This window comes from Streptomyces canus, assembly GCF_001514145.1.
Taxonomy (GTDB): Bacteria; Actinomycetota; Actinomycetes; order Streptomycetales; family Streptomycetaceae; genus Streptomyces; species Streptomyces canus.
The window spans coordinates 282,330-298,378 of the sequence record NZ_KQ948665.1 but is presented as its reverse complement, the minus strand read 5'-3'; the positions used below and the strand labels follow the sequence as shown (position 1 = coordinate 298,378).

The window sequence follows — 16,049 nt, the reverse complement described above, 5'->3', positions numbered from 1 at the left end:
TGGTTCCCATTAGCTAGAGGGCTTTGGTACCAGAGGGCTTCAACTAGAGGGCGAGCCCCGTCAGCACCAGCACCCGCTCGTACGTGTAGTCGTCCATCGCGAACCTCACGCCCTCGCGGCCCACACCGGACTGCTTGACACCGCCGTACGGCATCTGGTCGGCGCGGTAGGAGGGCACGTCGCCGACGACCACGCCGCCGACCTCCAGCGCGCGGTGCGCGCGGAAGGCGGCCTGCAGATCGTGGGTGAACACGCCTGCCTGGAGCCCGTACTTGGAGGCGTTGACGGCCGCGAACGCCGCGGCCTCGCCATCGGCCTTCTGCACGGTGAGGACGGGGCCGAAGACCTCCTCGCAGGAGATCGTCGTGTCGGCCGGGACGTCGGCGAGGACGGTCGGCGCGTAGGAGGCGCCGTCGCGGTCGCCCCCGGTGAGCAGGGTGGCGCCCGCCTCGACGGCCTCCTTCACCCACGCCTCGACGCGTATCGCTGCGTCCTCGCTGACCAGCGGGCCGACGTCGGTCCTGTCGTCGCCCGGGTCGCCGGTGACCTGGGCCTCGACGGCGGCGACGATCCGCGGGAGCAGCCGGTCGTACACCGACGCGTCGGCGATCACGCGCTGCACCGAGATGCAGGACTGGCCGCCCTGGTAGTTGGAGAAGGTCGCGATGCGGGTCGCGGCCCAGTCGAGGTCCTCGTCGCTCGCGTAGTCGCCCAGGACGACGGCCGCGCCGTTGCCGCCGAGCTCCAGGGTGCAGTGCTTGCGCGGCACCGAGTCCATGATCGCGTAGCCGACCTTCTCGGAACCGGTGAAGGAGATCACGGGCAGGCGCTCGTCCTGGACGAGGGCGGGCATCCGGTCGTTCGGGACGGGCAGGATGCTCCAGGCACCGGCGGGCAGCTCGGTCTCGGCGAGGAGGTCGCCGATGATCAGCCCGGAGAGCGGGGTGGCCGGGGCCGGCTTCAGGATGATCGGGGCGCCGGCCGCGATCGCCGGGGCGATCTTGTGGGCGCAGAGGTTGAGCGGGAAGTTGAAGGGCGCGATACCGAGCACGACACCCTTCGGGAAGCGCCGGGTCAGCGCGAGGCGCCCCTGACCGCCGGGGTCGGTGTCGAGGCGCTGGGCCTCACCGCCGTTGAACCGCCGGGCCTCCTCCGCGGCGAACCGGAACACGGAGACGGCACGGCCGACCTCCCCCCGGGCCCACTTGATGGGCTTGCCGTTCTCGGCGGAGATCAGCTGGGCGATCTCCTCGGTGCGCTCGACGAGCCTGCGGCTGACGTGGTCGAGGGCGGCGGCACGGACGTGGGCGGGAGTGGCGGCGAACTCGTCCCGTACGGCGTACGCGGCGGCCACGGCCTCCTCGATCTGCTCGTCGTCCGGCACGGCGACCCTGCCCACGAGCCGGCCGTCCCACGGGGAGGTGACGTCGAAGGTGTCCTCGCCGGTGACCCGGCGGCCGGCGAGCCAGAAGGCGTGGGTGGAAGTCATGCCTCCACGGTAGAGCCGCGAGGACGGGATCGAATTTGGCCGGGGTGTAGCAGTGGGGCACTCGGACACTCCGGTTCGGCGCTCCCGACGGTGTCTACTCCGCCGACGCCGTCGCCTTCAACGCCAGCCACAGCTCCATCCGCACATCGGGATCGTCCAGCGACCGGCCGAGAATCTCCTCCACCCGCCGCATCCGGTACCGCAGGGTGTGCCGGTGCACGCCGAGGTCCGCGGCCGCCGCGTCCCACTGGCCGTGCCGGGAGAGCCAGGCCCGCAGTGAGGCGACCAGGTCGCCCCGGCCGGTCGCGTCGTGCTCGTACAGGGGCCGTAGCAGCCCGTCCGCGAAGGCCCGTACCGCGTCGTCGGCGAGCAGCGGCAGCACCGACCCGGAGGCCAGCTGCTCGTGCTCGACGTACATCCGGCCCCGTCGCCGGGCGACCGACAGTGCCTGTTCGGCCTGCTTGTAGGCGGCCGCGGCGGCGATCGGTCCCACGGGGGCGGACACGCCGACGACCAGTTCGTCCTCGTCCCCGGTGCTCGCCTGTTCGCGTGTCCGCGCCGCCTCCAGCGCCACCGCGTACTCGCCGCACGCGGTGACAGCGGCCCCGCCGTCCGCAGCCAGCACCACCAGCCGCTCCCGCTCGGGAACGACGAGCACGGCCTCGCCGGAGCGGGCCGCCGCGGACTCCACGACCTCGGTGAGCGCCTCGAGCGGATCGCCGTTGATGGCGGCGGCCGCGGCGAGCGCGGCCGCGGACGGGACCCGGGTGGGGGCGTCGGCGGCGATCCGCACGGACGACACGGCGACCGTCTCCGCCACGATCAGCCGGAAGGGCGCGTCCAGGAGCCCGCCGTACAGATCGCCCGCGACCGTGCGCGCGTGCTCCGGCTCGCCCGCGAGCAGCATCCGCAGCACCGCCGCACCGATCCGCTGTTCGGCCGCCTGCAGGGAGCGGGACCGCTCGGTCGTGAGTGTCAGCAGCGCGATCGCCGAGTGCACCGCGTACCGCTCCGCCGTACCGAGCGCCGCGGCCGTCCCCACCGCCAGAGCGGACCGCGGCCGTCGCCCGGTGCCCAGGGAGTGCAGCTCCACCCGGTCGTCGTTGTCGGAAGTGCCGGACCCTCCGACCACGGAAGAGGCGGGTGCGGGCCGTTCCCGCAGCCGTTCCACGTCGGCGGTGAGGCGCGCGGCCCGGCGGCCGGCCCACTCCGGCGCGGTGGCGACGACGGCGCCCGAGGCGTCGTAGAGCGCCGCCCAGCCGTCCACCTGGGAGGCGAGCGCGGCGAGCAGCCCCTCCGGGCCGCCGGTCAGGGCCTGCTTGGTCAGTTCGCGCTGGGCGGCGAAGCCCGCGGTGACGGACCGGTACTGGTCGGCGGCGATCGCCGCGGACACGGCCTTGCTGATCGCGAGGAAGGGGGTGCGGCGCGGCACCTCGAGCAGCGGGAGCCCCTCGTCGCGGGCCGCTTCGACCAGCGCCCCGGGGATCTCGTCGTAGTTCACCCCGACGGCGAAACCGAGCCCCACCACCCCCGCCCCGGCCAGCCGCTTCACATACCGCCGCATCGCCTCCGGATCCTCCGCGTCCAGCTGCAGCGCGGTGATCAGCAGCAGCTCCCCGCCCTCCATGTAGGGGACGGGATCGGCCAGCTCGCTGACGTGCGCCCAGCGGACGGGGACGTCCAGCCGGTCCTCGCCCGCGCGCACGGTCAGCTTGAGCGCGGAGTGATGGACGAGCGAAGCGAGGGTGGGTGGCATGAGGCCCGGGACCTTCGGAGAGGAGTGCGCAGAGGTGTGATCCTTTGGCCGCGGTGTATGAACGACCTGTGATGATTCTGCCTCACTGTACGGTCCTCAGCTCACGTCAACCCCGCAGATCCACCAGCAGCGGCGGCGCGTGCTCGCCCTTCACCGTGGTCAGCGACAGCACCGCGTGCCCCGGCGGGACCCCGTGCGCGAGCTCGGACGCGGACCACCGCTCCCGCTCGACCTGCCGCACGGTCACCGCCCGCGCGGTCGGCGCCTTGCCGGTGATGACCCGGCGCACCGCGTGCAGCACCTTGCCGGCCGGGGTCTCGGCGATGATCTGCCGGTCGGTGACGTCCCGCGCCTCGATCCACTCCTTGCCCCACACCTCGGCGAAGTCCTGCCCGTCCCACGGCGTGAGCCCGGACAGCGCCATCCGGCACCCGGTGGCCCCGAGCAGGGGCCCGCGCAGCGGCCGCGGTACGTCGTCCAGCGTCCGCAGCGTCAGCACCACTCCCGCGTTGCCGGACCGCAGCCGCTGGACGCCCCGTACGGCTTCGGGGGTCACGACCCCCGTGGCGTCGTCGATGACCAGGCAGGCGAACAGCGACCGGTCCTCCCGCACCGCGACACTCGCCGTGAACTGTGCGAGCACCAGCCGCGCCAGCATCCGCGAGGCGTCGGCGTGCCCGCGCTGGGGCAGGTCGATCCGGACCCGGACGGGGTGGTCGAGGGCCTTCAGCGAGAACGGCCGCGACTGTCCGGACGTGTCGAAGAACCCCGCGAAGGCGGGCCGGTCGAGCAGCGCGACCCGGTCCGCGAGGATGCCCCCCACATCCCCGGGGTTCCCCATCTGCCGCTCCCGCGCGTCGAGTTCACGCAGCAGCGACTCCTGCCGGGAGTCCTCGAGCCCCTTTCGCAGCGCGGCCATGGGCGCCGGCGCCCCGTCGAGCAGCTGACGCAGCTCCGGTACGGAGGGGAAGCGGCCGTGGACCGACCGGAACGGTCCGAGGAGCTGGGCCAGCACGGTGGTGGACCGCCGGGTGTCGCCGCCCTGGTGAGGCTCGGCGAGGTCACCGACGAGCGCCTCGGCGAGCACGGCCGCGGCTTCGTCCGGATCGGCCGTGCCGCCGTACAGGTCGAGGTCGTACACCGACTCCGGATTGCCGATCTGTACGACGACGTCGTAGGCGTCGGCCGGTCCGAGCCCCGCGCCCGCGGCACCGACCACCACGACGGCGGCCCGTCCGGCGAGGGCGTGCAGACACAGCGACTCGGCGAGCGGCCTGATGACGGTCCCGGTCTTCCCGGACCCGGCCGGACCCACGGCGAGCAGCGAGGTACCGAGCAGCTCGGGCCCGAGCCCGAGTCCGGTCCCCCGGTAGGCGTACGGGTTACGGGCGTCGTCGGCGGTCGTCCCCAGCCGCACCTGCCCGGTGAGCAGATCGTGCCGGGCGAGCCGAGCGGGCAGATCCCGCTCCCCGGAGGGGTGCAGACAGGCGGCTGCCCCGTCCTGGAGAACGGCCCCGGTGAACGTGGCAAGCCCGAACCGCCCACTGCGCACACCTTGCCAGGCACGGGCGATGCGGGCGTGGTCGACGTCGCGCATCTGCCCGGCCCTGGCCTCGGCGGCGAGCCGCTCGGCAGCGTCGACGGCACCGGCAGCGCGGAGCTGGGGCCATTCGGCGGGGTCCTGTTCGGGCGCGGGCGGCGGCTCTTGTGCGGGGACGGCCGGACGCCAGGCGGGGGGGCCGAAGCGGCGCCAGACCTCGCCCCAGCGGCTGATCTTCCCGAAGACTGCGAAGATCCCGGCGAAGAACAACCACTTATAGACATACGAGAGGGCGCCCAGCCAGCCCGCTTGCCCATGAGTCCATGAATCAGGCGCCAACACGAACCACGGCCAGAACCAGTAGTCGCCCAGGTAACCGTTATCCAGTAGGGAGCAAAGCAGCCACCCGCATAGGAACCCAATCATCGCGCCAGTCAACAGCTGTCGCGTCGGGGTCTCCTCCGGCTCCTTCTCAGGCCTGGGACGATGGCCGAACCGCCATACACCGGGCGCGGCCTCGGGGCGCGGCGCCCGCAGCCAGTTCAGAAACGCCGACCCGTCCGGAGGCGGCGGCACCCCAGGCGCCTGGGACGGCATCGGCGGCATGTCCGACCGTGCCCGTGGCACAGGATTCGCATGCGTACCCCGCGCGTCCCGCGTCCCGTCGCTGTCCATCGCCCCTGCTCCCTGACCAGCCGTTCCGTCCACCATCAGCGGTCAATCTAACGCCACCGCCAAGGGAGTTCACTGCTTACGTGGCCGGGCGTCGCGGTCGGCGCCATGTCCACCGCGGACAACGCGATCTCCTGACAACGCCCACATGGAGCATGCCCACCCCCCGGTCCCCGGCCTAGCCTGCGAGAAAAGAAGGTAAGCGTCAGCACCACCCCAGGAGCCCCTCATGACCGCACTTCCGCAGGAGCGCCGCCTCGTCACCGCCATCCCCGGCCCCAAGTCGCAGGAGCTGCAGGCCCGCCGGGTCGCCGCGGTCGCGCAGGGCGTGGGGTCCGTGCTGCCCGTCTTCACTGCGCGCGCGGGCGGCGGGATCATCGAGGACGTCGACGGGAACCGGCTGATCGACTTCGGTTCGGGCATCGCCGTGACGTCCGTCGGCGCCTCCGCCGAGGCCGTCGTACGCCGGGCCTCCGCCCAGCTGGCCGACTTCACCCACACCTGTTTCATGGTCACCCCGTACGAGGGCTATGTGGAGGTCGCCGAGGCCCTCGCCGAGCTCACCCCGGGTGACCACGCCAAGAAGTCGGCCCTGTTCAACAGCGGCGCCGAGGCCGTGGAGAACGCCGTCAAGATCGCCCGCGCCCACACCAAGCGGCAGGCCGTCGTCGTCTTCGACCACGGCTACCACGGCCGCACCAACCTCACCATGGCGCTGACCGCGAAGAACATGCCGTACAAGCACGGCTTCGGCCCGTTCGCGCCCGAGGTCTACCGCGTCCCCGTGGCCTACGGCTACCGCTGGCCCACCGGCCCCCAGAACGCCGGCCCCGAGGCCGCCGCCCAGGCCATCGACCAGATCAGCAAGCAGGTCGGCCCGGACAACGTCGCCGCGATCATCATCGAGCCGGTGCTCGGCGAGGGCGGCTTCATCGAGCCCGCCAAGGGCTTCCTGCCGGCGATCCGGAAGTTCGCCGCCGACAACGGCATCGTCTTCGTCGCCGACGAGATCCAGTCCGGCTTCTGCCGCACCGGCCAGTGGTTCGCCTGCGAGGACGAGGGCATCGTCCCGGACCTGATCACCACGGCGAAGGGCATCGCGGGCGGTCTGCCGCTCGCCGCCGTCACCGGCCGCGCCGAGATCATGGACGCCGCCCACGCCGGCGGCCTCGGCGGCACCTACGGCGGCAACCCGGTGGCCTGCGCGGGCGCGCTCGGCTCGATCGAGACGATGAAGGAGCTCGACCTCAACGCCAGGGCGAAGAACATCGAGACGGTCATGAAGGCCCGCCTCACCGCCATGGCGGACAAGTTCGACGTCATCGGCGACATCCGCGGCCGCGGCGCCATGATCGCCATCGAGCTCGTCAAGGACCGTACGACCAAGGAGCCGGACCCGGAGGCGACCGCCGCGCTCGCCAGGGCCTGCCACCAGGAGGGCCTGCTGGTCCTGACCTGTGGCACCTACGGCAACGTCCTGCGCTTCCTGCCCCCGCTCGTCATCGGCGAGGACCTGCTCAACGAGGGCCTCGACATCATCGAGCAGGCATTCACCCGTATCTGAGGAGAAACACAGCAGGTCGGAAGCGGACTCGCACCTTCCGACACCAACCGCCCCAGCCGTGACAGCCCCCGGGATTCCGGTGCTGCGGCGGCGAACGGCAGAGGGTGTGAAGAAGGTGTGCGAGGTGGTTGCGAGGATGCGATTCTGCCTGTCGTACGCCGCCACCCTGCCGTAGGTTCTACCCAGATGAGAGATACACCCCGCCCACAGGGGACTGTGGGCGACATCAGGCCGGGGCCTCCCCAGCTTCGACCTGGTCGTGCCCTCGCGCACACAACTGGAGCCTCCGGCTCCGGATCTCCTCACCGATCGGACAGTCGCCCGCCCCAAACCCCCCGGGGCGGCCGACCATCCGATCCGATCGGCCGCCCCGGAACCACCCCCCCTGTTCCGGGGCGGCCGGCCTTTCTCATCTTCCTTCTCGGAAGCGCGGTCCTCCTCTTCGCCCTGATCACCTGGCAGGTCGTCGAGGACGGGCCGCTTCTGCGCGTCGACGAGCGGGTCAGCCGCGCGCTGGTCCACCCGGACCTCGGCTCGGAGGCCCTCGCGGACCTGGGCAATGTCGAGGTCGCGGTTCCGGTCCTGGTCGCGGCCCTCCTCTGGTCGGCCCGGCGGGCCCGCCGCATGGGTACAGACCTCTGGTGGCTGCCGCCCACCGCGGCGGCCGTCCTGATGGCACTGGTCCCGGCCCTGGTGGTCCCCCTCAAGGAGCTCACCGACCGCTCGGGCACCCCGGTCGTCCCGCCCGGTACCGGCTACTACCCCTCGGGGCACACCGCCACGGCCGCCATCGCCTACGGGGCCGCCACCCTGCTCGTCCTCCCCTGGCTCCGCACCACCCGCGCCCGCCGCGCACTCGTCGCCCTCTACGGCCTTCTCGTTCTCGGCGTCTCCTTCGGCCTGGTCCGCCGCGGCTGGCACTGGCCCCTGGACGTGGTGGCCAGCTGGTGCCTCTGCACGGCCCTGCTGCTCGGGTTCTGGCTTTTCCTGGCACGGCTCGGCCGCCGCTGAACTCCTGGGCACACTGGGCGTTGTCGCTGCCGGCGGGGGACACCCGCAGCGCCGAACTCCCACTGTGCACAGGACCCTCCGGTCCACGGGCGGCGCGGTGGTGCTCCGCTTCAGCCGTCGCCCTCCGTCGCCAGGCCCGCCGCAGCCTCGTGCATCGCCAGTTCGAGCAGCGCCGGATCGACGAGAATGCCGGAGCCGTCCGGCGGGACCAGCCAGCGCACCCCTCCCCCGGCCACTCTGCCCGGGTACGGCACGACGATCCAGGTGCCGGCACCGGCCGTACGGATACCGGTACCGAGCCAGCGGGCCGCGGTGCCCGGCGGCACGAGGAAGCCCATCCGCGCGTCGCCGAAGTCGACGAGCACCGGGCCGAGCCGGTCGAGGATCCGGGTGAGGACGTCGAGCGTCGGGTAGCCGAGTTCGCCCGGCAGAATCAGTACGTCCCAGGCCTTGCCGGCCGGAAGCAGGGCGACCCCGAGGGGATTGCGCTCCCACTCCCAGCGGCAGGCCTCGGGATCCGGTGCGACGGATGCCAGCCACTCGACCGCCGTCTTCACCCCAGTCATGACAGGACCTCCCTCTCTCTCATCGACGCTGATCACGTCACGAAAGAGAGGGAGGACTCCTGCCGAGCATTACGCGGGTTCTGACCACCCGTTGGAGTGAATCAGATCACATACGACCGTTCAGCTGTCGAATCCCAGACCGAGCTTGTCCATGGTCCGCAGCCACAGGTTGCGCCGCCCGCCGTGCGAATCGGCACGGGCCAGCGACCACTTGGTGAGGGCGATGCCCGTCCAGGCGAAGGGCTCCGGCGGGAAGGGCAGCGGCTTCTTGCGGACCATCTCCAGCGAGGTCCGCTCGGTGCTCTGTCCGGCCAGCAGGTCCAGCATCACGTCCGCCCCGAACCGGGTCGCACCGACGCCGAGACCCGTGTAGCCGGCCGCGTACGCCACCTTGCCGTGGTGCGCGGTGCCGTAGAACGCGGAGAACCGCGAGCAGGTGTCGATCGCGCCGCCCCACGCGTGCGTGAAGCGGACACCCTCCAGCTGCGGGAAGCAGGTGAAGAAGTGCCCGGCGAGCTTGGCGTACGTCTCCGGCCGGTCGTCGTACTCGGCCCGCACCCGGCCGCCGTACGGGTAGACCGCGTCGTAACCGCCCCACAGGATGCGGTTGTCGGCGGAGAGCCGGAAGTAGTGGAACTGGTTGGCGCTGTCACCCAGGCCCTGCCGGTTCTTCCAGCCGATCGCCTCGATCTGCTCGTCGCTCAGCGGCTCGGTCATCAGCGCGTAGTCGTAGACCGGCACGGTGTACGCCCGCACCCGCTTGACCAGGCTCGGGAAGATGTTCGTGCCGAGCGCGACCTTCCGGGCCCGGACCGAACCGTACGGCGTGCGTACGGCCATGCCGGCGCCGTACGACTTCAGATCCAGTGCGGGCGTGTTCTCGTAGACCCGGACACCGAGTCCCAGACACGCCCGCTTCAGGCCCCAGACGAGCTTGGCGGGGTTGAGCATGGCCACGCCCCGGCGGTCCCACAGCCCCGCCTCGAAGGTCGGCGAGTCCACCTGTTCCCGCACCGCGTCGGCGTCCAGGAAGTCGACACCGTCGGCGAGGCCCTTCTCCTGGAGCTCCTCGTACCAGTCGCGCAGTTCCCGGGCCTGGTACGTCTCGGTCGCCACGTCGATCTCGCCGGTGCGCTCGAACTCGCAGTCGAGGTCGTGCCGGGCGACCGCCTTCTCGATCTCGTCGAGATTGCGGGCCCCCAGCTCCTGGAGCTGGTGGATCTCGTCCGGCCAGCGGGTCAGCCCGTTGGACAGACCGTGGGTGAGGGAGGCGGCACAGAAGCCGCCGTTGCGACCGGAGGCGGCCCAGCCCACCTCACGGCCTTCCAGCAGGACCACGTCCCGCTGCGGGTCACGCTCTTTCGCGTTGAGCGCGGTCCACAGCCCGCTGTAGCCACCGCCGACGACCAGCAGGTCGCAGGTCTCGGCGCCGGTGAGGGCGGGCTCGGGGCGGGGCCTGCCGGGGTCGTCCAGCCAGTACGGGACCGGCCGGACTTCGGAAAGTGCCTTCGTCCAACGGCTCATGCTTACGCCTTTTGCCTGTTACGGCGATTTCCGATGACCATCGAGACCAGCACGAGCAGCACGGCGACGAGGAACATGGTCGTACCGATGACATTGATCTGAACGGGCGTTCCGCGCTGTGCCGAACCCCAGACGAACATGGGGAACGTGACGGTCGAGCCCGCGTTGAAGTTGGTGATGATGAAATCGTCGAAGGAGAGCGCGAAGGCGAGCAGCGCGCCCGCGGCGATTCCGGGAGCCGCGATGGGGAGCGTGACGCGGAGGAAGGTCTGGAGCGGTCCCGCGTAGAGGTCCTGCGCCGCCTGCTCCAGCCGCGGGTCCATCGACATCACGCGCGCCTTCACCGCCGTCACGACGAAGCTCAGGCAGAACATGATGTGGGCGATGAGGATCGTCCAGAAGCCCAGCTGTGCGCCCATGTTGAGGAACAGGGTGAGCAGCGAGGCCGCCATGACGACCTCGGGCATCGCCATCGGCAGGAAGATCAGGGAGTTCACGGCGCCGCGGGCGCGGAAGCGGTAGCGGACCAGCGCGAAGGCGATCATCGTGCCGAGGACGGTCGCGCCGATCGTCGCCCAGAACGCGATCTGGAGGCTGATGGAGAGCGAGCCGCACATGTCGGCGACCCCGCAGGGGTCCTTCCAGGCGTCCAGGGAGAACTGCTGCCACTGGTAGTTGAAGCGCCCCTTCGGCTTGTTGAAGGAGAACACCGTGACGACGACGTTCGGCAGCAGCAGATATCCGAGCGTGATCAGTCCGGCGATGACGACGAGATGGCGCTTGAGCCAGTTGACGAAGGTCATTTAAACCAGATCCTCCGTGCCGGACCTACGGATGTAGAGGGTGACCATGAAGAGAATCGCGGCCATCAGGATGAAGGAGAGAGCCGCGGCCGTCGGATAGTCCAGAATCCTCAGGAACTGCGTCTGGATGACGTTTCCGACCATGCGGGTGTCCGTGGAGCCGAGCAGGTCCGCGTTGACGTAGTCACCCGCCGCCGGGATGAAGGTCAGCAGGGTTCCGGAGACCACGCCCGGCATCGACAGCGGGAAGGTGACCTTGCGGAAGGTGGTGACCGGCTTGGCGTACAGGTCGCCCGCCGCCTCGTGCAGCCGCCCGTCGATGCGTTCCAGCGAGGTGTAGAGCGGCAGGATCATGAACGGCAGGAAGTTGTACGTCAGGCCGCACACCACCGCGAGCGGCGTGGCCAGCACACGGTCGCCGGCGGTCCAGCCCAGCCAGTTGGTGACGTCCAGGACGTGCAGCGTGTTGAGCGCGCTCACCACCGGGCCGCTGTCCGCGAGGATCGTCTTCCAGGCGAGGGTGCGGATCAGGAAGCTGGTGAAGAACGGCGCGATCACCAGGATCATGATCAGGTTCCGCCAGCGCCCCGCGCGGAAGGCGATGAGATACGCGAGCGGATACCCCAGCACCAGGCAGAGGACCGTCGCGGCACCGGCGTACAGGATCGAGCGCAGGAACTGCGGCCAGTACTCGGACAGGGCGTCCCAGTAGGTCGCGAGGTGCCAGGTGACCTTGTAGCCCTCCTCCAGGGAGCCCGTCTGCACGGACGTGGAGGCCTGGTAGATCATCGGCAGCGCGAAGAAGACCAGCAGCCACAGGATGCCGGGCAGCAGCAGCCAGTACGGCGTGAAGCGGCCCCTCCTGCGCGGGGGCTTCTTCTCGGGCGCGGTCGGGGTCAGAGGCGGTGGCGCCTCGGTGAGCGTCGCCATCAGACCGTCGCCTCTTCCTGGATACCGGCGTCGATGTCCTGGTCGGCGTCCAGACCGAAGGTGTGCGCCGGGTTCCAGTGCAGGACGACCTCGGCGCCGGGCACGAGCCGGTCGTCGCGGTCGATGTTCTGGGCGTAGACCTCGAACTCGGGGCAGACGGGGCTGTCGATGACGTACTGGGTCGAGACGCCGATGAAGGAGGAGTCGGCGATCGTCCCGGTGATCCGATTGCGGCCCTCCGGAATCTCCCCGGCCTCGTCGGCGTGGGTGAGGGAGATCTTCTCCGGACGGACGCCGACCAGCACCTTGCCGCCGGTCGTCGTGGGCCCGGCGTAACGCGCCTCGGGCAGCACCAGCTTCCCGCCGCCCGCCTTCAGCACGATCTCGCCGCCGCTCCTGGAGTCGACCTCGGCCTCGATGAGGTTGGAGGTGCCGAGGAAGTTGGCGACGAAGGTGGTGTTCGGGTTCTCGTACAGGTCGGTCGGCGAGCCGAGCTGCTCGACGCGGCCCGCGTTCATCACGGCGACCGTGTCGGCCATGGTCATGGCCTCCTCCTGGTCGTGCGTGACGTGCACGAAGGTGATGCCGACCTCGGTCTGGATGCGCTTGAGCTCCAGCTGCATCTGGCGGCGCAGCTTGAGGTCGAGGGCGCCGAGCGGCTCGTCCAGCAGCAGCACCTTGGGCGTGTTGATCAGCGCCCGCGCCACGGCGACCCGCTGCTGCTGGCCACCGGACAGCTGGTGCGGCTTCTTGCGGGCCTGCTCCCCCAGCTGCACGAGCTCCAGCATGTCCTCGACCTGCTTCTTCACCGACTTGATGCCGCGTCGGCGCAGACCGAAGGCGACGTTCTCGAAGATGTCGAGGTGCGGGAAGAGGGCGTACGACTGGAAGACGGTGTTCACCGGCCGCTTGTAGGGCGGCAGCCGGGTGACCTCCTGGTCGCCGAGGTGCACGGTGCCCGTCGTGGGCTCCTCAAGACCGGCGATCATGCGCAGGGTGGTCGTCTTGCCGCAGCCGGAGGCGCCGAGCAGAGCGAAGAAGGAGCCCTGGGGGACGGTCAGGTCGAGCGGCTGTACGGCGGTGAAGCCGTTGTCGTACGTCTTGCTGATGCCGGAGAGACGGACGTCGCCGCTGCTGTCGGTGTTCTTGTTCGTCATGGTGGTCACGCCCCAGTCAGCTTCGCGAACTTCTCTTCAAAGGCCGTCTCTTCCTTCGAGCTCAGGGAGCGGAAGGCGTGGGACTTCGCGGCCATGGCCTTGTCGGGGATGATCAGCGGGTTGTTCGCCGCATCCGGGTCGAGCTTCTCCAGCTCGGGCTTCACACCGTCGACGGGAGACACGTAGTTGATGTACGCGGCGAGCTCGGCGGCCGGCTTCGGCTCGTAGTAGAAGTCGATGAGCCGCTCGGCGTTCGTCTTGTGACGCGCCTTGTTGGGGATCAGCATGTTGTCGGTCGACGTCATGTATCCGCTGTCCGGGATGATGAAGTCGATGTCCGGGCTGTCCGCCTTCAGCTGTACGACGTCACCGGCCCAGGCGATACAGGCGGCGAAGTCGCCGCTGGTCAGGTCGGAGGTGTAGTCGTTGCCGGTGAAGCGGCGGATCTGCCCCTTGTCGACGGCCTTCTGGAGGCGTGCGATGGCCGCGTCGTAGTCGTCGGCGGTGAAGTGCGCCGGGTCCTTGCCCATGTCGAGCAGGGTCATGCCGATGCTGTCGCGCATCTCCGACAGGAAGCCGACGCGCCCCTTGAGCTTGGCGTTGTCGAGCAGGTCGGAGACCGACTTCACCTCCACGCCGTCGAGGGCCTTCTTGTTGTAGGCGATGACGGTGGAGATGCCCTGCCACACATAGCTGTAGGCACGCCCGGGGTCCCAGTCCGGGTCACGGAACTGGGCGGACAGGTTGGCGTACGCGTGGGGGAGGTTGGAGGCGTCCAGTTTCTGGACCCACCCGAGGCGGATCAGCCGGGCCGCGAGCCAGTCCGTGAGGACGATGATGTCCCGCCCGGTGTCCTGACCGGCGGCCAACTGGGGCTTGATCTTCCCGAAGAACTCGACGTTGTCGTTGATGTCCTCGGTGTACTTCACCGATATGCCGGTCTGCTTCTTGAACTGGTCGAGCGTGGGGTGGTGCTTCTCGCTCTCGTCCACGTCGATGTACTCGGTCCAGTTGGAGAAGTTGACGATCTTCTCCTTGGCGGAGTGGTCCTCCGCGGAGACACCGCCCTTGGTGTTGCCGGCCGCGGGGATGCCACAGGCGCTCAGCGCCCCGAGGCCGCCGACCGTGAGCGCGCCGCCGGCGGAGGCACGCAACAGGGACCGCCGGGTCATGGCGGCCCGGCCGCTTCGGAAGCTGCGCCGCATGGCGGCCACTTGGGCCGGGGACAGGCGGTCGGGCTCGTACTGCTCCATGCGCTGGTGCCCTTTCGGGAAGGTGGGCGGCCGCGGGTCGGGCGGCCTGAATTCGGCTATCGGTCCCCGAAGATCGTGCGGTGCCAGTCCTTCGCCGCCACCGCCGTGTTGTCGAACATGACGTGCTTGATCTGGGTGTACTCCTCGAACGAGTACGAGGACATGTCCTTGCCGAAGCCGGACGCCTTGTACCCGCCGTGGGGCATCTCGCTGATGATCGGGATGTGGTCGTTGACCCACACACACCCGGCCTTGATCTCACGGGTGGCCCGGTTCGCCCGGTAGACGTCCCGGCTCCAGGCGGAGGCGGCAAGCCCGTAGGGGGTGTCGTTGGCGAGCCGGATGCCCTCGTCATCAGTGTCGAACGGCAGGACGACGAGGACGGGGCCGAAGATCTCGGACTGGACGATCTCGCTGTCCTGGGCGGCGTCGGCGACGAGGGTGGGCCGGTAGTACGCCCCCTTGGCGAGCTCCCCCTCGGGCACCTCGCCACCGGTCACCACGCGCGCGTAGGCACGCGCACGGTCGACGAACCCGGCGACCCGGTCCCGCTGGACGTACGAGATGAGCGGACCGAGATCGGTGCCGGCGGCGAACGGGTCCCCGAGCCGGACGGTCTCCATGAGCGCGGCGGTCTTCTCGACGAAGGCGTCGTACAGCGGCCGCTGCACGTACGCGCGCGTGGCGGCCGTACAGTCCTGTCCGGTGTTGATGAGCGCGCCCGCGACGGCTCCGTTGACGGCGGCTTCCAGGTCGGCGTCGTCGAAGACGACGAAGGGAGCCTTGCCGCCGAGTTCCAGGTGCAGCCGCTTGACGGTGGCGGTGGCGATCTCGGCCACGCGCTTGCCCACGGCCGTCGACCCGGTGAACGAGGTCATGGCCACGTCGGGATGTCCGACCAGACGCTCTCCGGCCTCTTTCCCGGTCCCGGTGACGATGTTGACGACACCGTCGGGAATGCCCGCCCGGGTGGCGGCCTGGGCGAAGAGCAGCGAGGTGAGCGGGGTGATCTCGGCGGGCTTGAGCACGATCGTGTTGCCCGCGGCGATCGCCGGAAGGATCTTCCAGGCGGCCATCTGCAGAGGGTAGTTCCAGGGCGCGATGGACCCCACGACACCGATGGGCTCGCGCCTGACGTACGAGGTGTGGTCACCGGAGTACTCACCGGCGGACTGCCCCTGCAGATGCCGGGCGGCACCGGCGAAGAAGGCGGTGTTGTCGATCGTGCCCGGGACGTCGAACTCCCGGGTCAGCTTCAGCGGCTTCCCGCACTGGAGCGACTCCGCCCGGGCGAAGTCCTCGGCGCACTCGGCGAGCTCGGCGGCGAACCGGTGCAGGGCGTCGGACCGCTCACCGGGAGTGAGGGCCGCCCAGCCGGGGAAGGCCGCGCGAGCCGCGGCGACGGCGGCGTCCACATCCTCGACGCCCGCCAGCTCGTAGGTGAGGACCTCCTCGCCACTCGCGGGATCCACGACCGCGTGCGTACGACCGGAGGTCCCCTTGGTGAGGCGCCCTCCGATGAACTGCGCGCCTTCGGCGAACCGCTCCTGGGCCGCGAACCGGTCCGGGGTGGCACTGCCCGGCTTGTGCATGTCGCTCTCCTCCGCCGTCATCCCGCGGCTTCCGCGGGTGGGTGGCGTAGCTCCAGCTCGATTTGAGTGCCGATCCTGACAGAGCAATGGCACTCCTACAAGTGATTCCGTTGTTGCCTTTCGGTTACGCGACGGAATCTGTCGACCAGGTGTCGAGTCGTCCTCGAAAAGAAAGGACGGAGTGTCCGTGGT

Annotated in this window: 12 protein-coding genes; 2 read left to right on the top strand and 10 right to left on the bottom strand. The window is 70.2% G+C overall.

Annotation, left to right across the window (positions count from 1 at the left end; translation table 11 throughout):
• Positions 1-43 precede the first annotated feature (43 nt).
• From AQJ46_RS30270 to AQJ46_RS30260, 3 genes are all read right to left on the bottom strand, one after another.
• A complete protein-coding gene (locus AQJ46_RS30270) occupies positions 44-1,489 on the bottom strand; it encodes an aldehyde dehydrogenase family protein (protein ID WP_059208568.1) in 1,446 nt (481 codons plus the stop codon).
• Between the two features lie 94 nt (positions 1,490-1,583).
• Positions 1,584-3,245 carry a PucR family transcriptional regulator gene (locus AQJ46_RS30265; RefSeq protein WP_059208567.1) on the bottom strand — a complete coding sequence of 554 codons (1,662 nt, stop codon included), beginning with the start codon at positions 3,243-3,245 and terminating at the stop codon, positions 1,584-1,586.
• Positions 3,246-3,351: 106 nt separating this feature from the next.
• Positions 3,352-5,460: a hypothetical protein gene (locus AQJ46_RS30260; RefSeq protein ID WP_059208566.1), complete on the bottom strand. Its 2,109-nt coding sequence runs from the start codon at positions 5,458-5,460 to the stop codon at positions 3,352-3,354.
• A 226-nt stretch (positions 5,461-5,686) separates the two neighbouring features.
• Between AQJ46_RS30260 and gabT the strand changes: the two genes are divergently transcribed.
• Complete coding sequence (gabT, locus tag AQJ46_RS30255) at positions 5,687-7,021, top strand: 4-aminobutyrate--2-oxoglutarate transaminase (RefSeq protein WP_059208565.1); 1,335 nt, start codon at positions 5,687-5,689, stop codon at positions 7,019-7,021.
• 216 nt (positions 7,022-7,237) lie between these two features.
• A complete protein-coding gene (locus tag AQJ46_RS30250) occupies positions 7,238-8,032 on the top strand; it encodes a phosphatase PAP2 family protein (RefSeq protein WP_059208564.1) in 795 nt (264 codons plus the stop codon).
• A 110-nt stretch (positions 8,033-8,142) separates the two neighbouring features.
• Here AQJ46_RS30250 and AQJ46_RS30245 read toward each other — a convergent pair whose 3' ends face one another.
• The 7 genes from AQJ46_RS30245 to AQJ46_RS30215 form a co-directional block, all read right to left on the bottom strand.
• Positions 8,143-8,598 (bottom strand): hypothetical protein, encoded by a 456-nt coding sequence (locus AQJ46_RS30245; RefSeq protein WP_059208563.1) that lies wholly within the window; start codon positions 8,596-8,598, stop codon positions 8,143-8,145.
• Between the two features lie 120 nt (positions 8,599-8,718).
• Positions 8,719-10,122: an NAD(P)/FAD-dependent oxidoreductase gene (locus AQJ46_RS30240; protein ID WP_059208562.1), complete on the bottom strand. Its 1,404-nt coding sequence runs from the start codon at positions 10,120-10,122 to the stop codon at positions 8,719-8,721.
• Positions 10,123-10,124: 2 nt separating this feature from the next.
• Positions 10,125-10,925, bottom strand: a complete 801-nt coding sequence (locus AQJ46_RS30235) for an ABC transporter permease (protein ID WP_059208561.1) — start codon at positions 10,923-10,925, stop codon at positions 10,125-10,127.
• Positions 10,926-11,855 (bottom strand): ABC transporter permease, encoded by a 930-nt coding sequence (locus AQJ46_RS30230; protein WP_059208560.1) that lies wholly within the window; start codon positions 11,853-11,855, stop codon positions 10,926-10,928.
• Positions 11,855-13,012 carry an ABC transporter ATP-binding protein gene (locus tag AQJ46_RS30225; protein ID WP_059208644.1) on the bottom strand — a complete coding sequence of 386 codons (1,158 nt, stop codon included), beginning with the start codon at positions 13,010-13,012 and terminating at the stop codon, positions 11,855-11,857. Before AQJ46_RS30225 ends, AQJ46_RS30230 begins: the two co-directional genes overlap by 1 nt.
• A gap of 5 nt (positions 13,013-13,017) precedes the next feature.
• Positions 13,018-14,265, bottom strand: a complete 1,248-nt coding sequence (locus AQJ46_RS30220; protein WP_059208559.1) for an ABC transporter substrate-binding protein — start codon at positions 14,263-14,265, stop codon at positions 13,018-13,020.
• Positions 14,266-14,321: 56 nt separating this feature from the next.
• Positions 14,322-15,857: a gamma-aminobutyraldehyde dehydrogenase gene (locus AQJ46_RS30215; protein ID WP_059208643.1), complete on the bottom strand. Its 1,536-nt coding sequence runs from the start codon at positions 15,855-15,857 to the stop codon at positions 14,322-14,324.
• Positions 15,858-16,049 lie beyond the last annotated feature (192 nt).

Excerpts from the sequence above, each read along its gene's own strand:
- AQJ46_RS30270 (WP_059208568.1), bottom strand. The coding sequence starts at position 1,489 with ATGACTTCCACCCACGCCTTCTGGCTCGCCGGCCGCCGGGTCACCGGC.
- AQJ46_RS30265 (WP_059208567.1), bottom strand. The coding sequence starts at position 3,245 with ATGCCACCCACCCTCGCTTCGCTCGTCCATCACTCCGCGCTCAAGCTG.
- AQJ46_RS30260 (WP_059208566.1), bottom strand. The coding sequence starts at position 5,460 with ATGGACAGCGACGGGACGCGGGACGCGCGGGGTACGCATGCGAATCCT.
- gabT (WP_059208565.1), top strand. The coding sequence starts at position 5,687 with ATGACCGCACTTCCGCAGGAGCGCCGCCTCGTCACCGCCATCCCCGGC.
- AQJ46_RS30245 (WP_059208563.1), bottom strand. The coding sequence starts at position 8,598 with ATGACTGGGGTGAAGACGGCGGTCGAGTGGCTGGCATCCGTCGCACCG.
- AQJ46_RS30240 (WP_059208562.1), bottom strand. The coding sequence starts at position 10,122 with ATGAGCCGTTGGACGAAGGCACTTTCCGAAGTCCGGCCGGTCCCGTAC.
- AQJ46_RS30235 (WP_059208561.1), bottom strand. The coding sequence starts at position 10,925 with ATGACCTTCGTCAACTGGCTCAAGCGCCATCTCGTCGTCATCGCCGGA.
- AQJ46_RS30230 (WP_059208560.1), bottom strand. The coding sequence starts at position 11,855 with ATGGCGACGCTCACCGAGGCGCCACCGCCTCTGACCCCGACCGCGCCC.
- AQJ46_RS30225 (WP_059208644.1), bottom strand. The coding sequence starts at position 13,012 with ATGACGAACAAGAACACCGACAGCAGCGGCGACGTCCGTCTCTCCGGC.
- AQJ46_RS30220 (WP_059208559.1), bottom strand. The coding sequence starts at position 14,265 with ATGGAGCAGTACGAGCCCGACCGCCTGTCCCCGGCCCAAGTGGCCGCC.
- AQJ46_RS30215 (WP_059208643.1), bottom strand. The coding sequence starts at position 15,857 with ATGCACAAGCCGGGCAGTGCCACCCCGGACCGGTTCGCGGCCCAGGAG.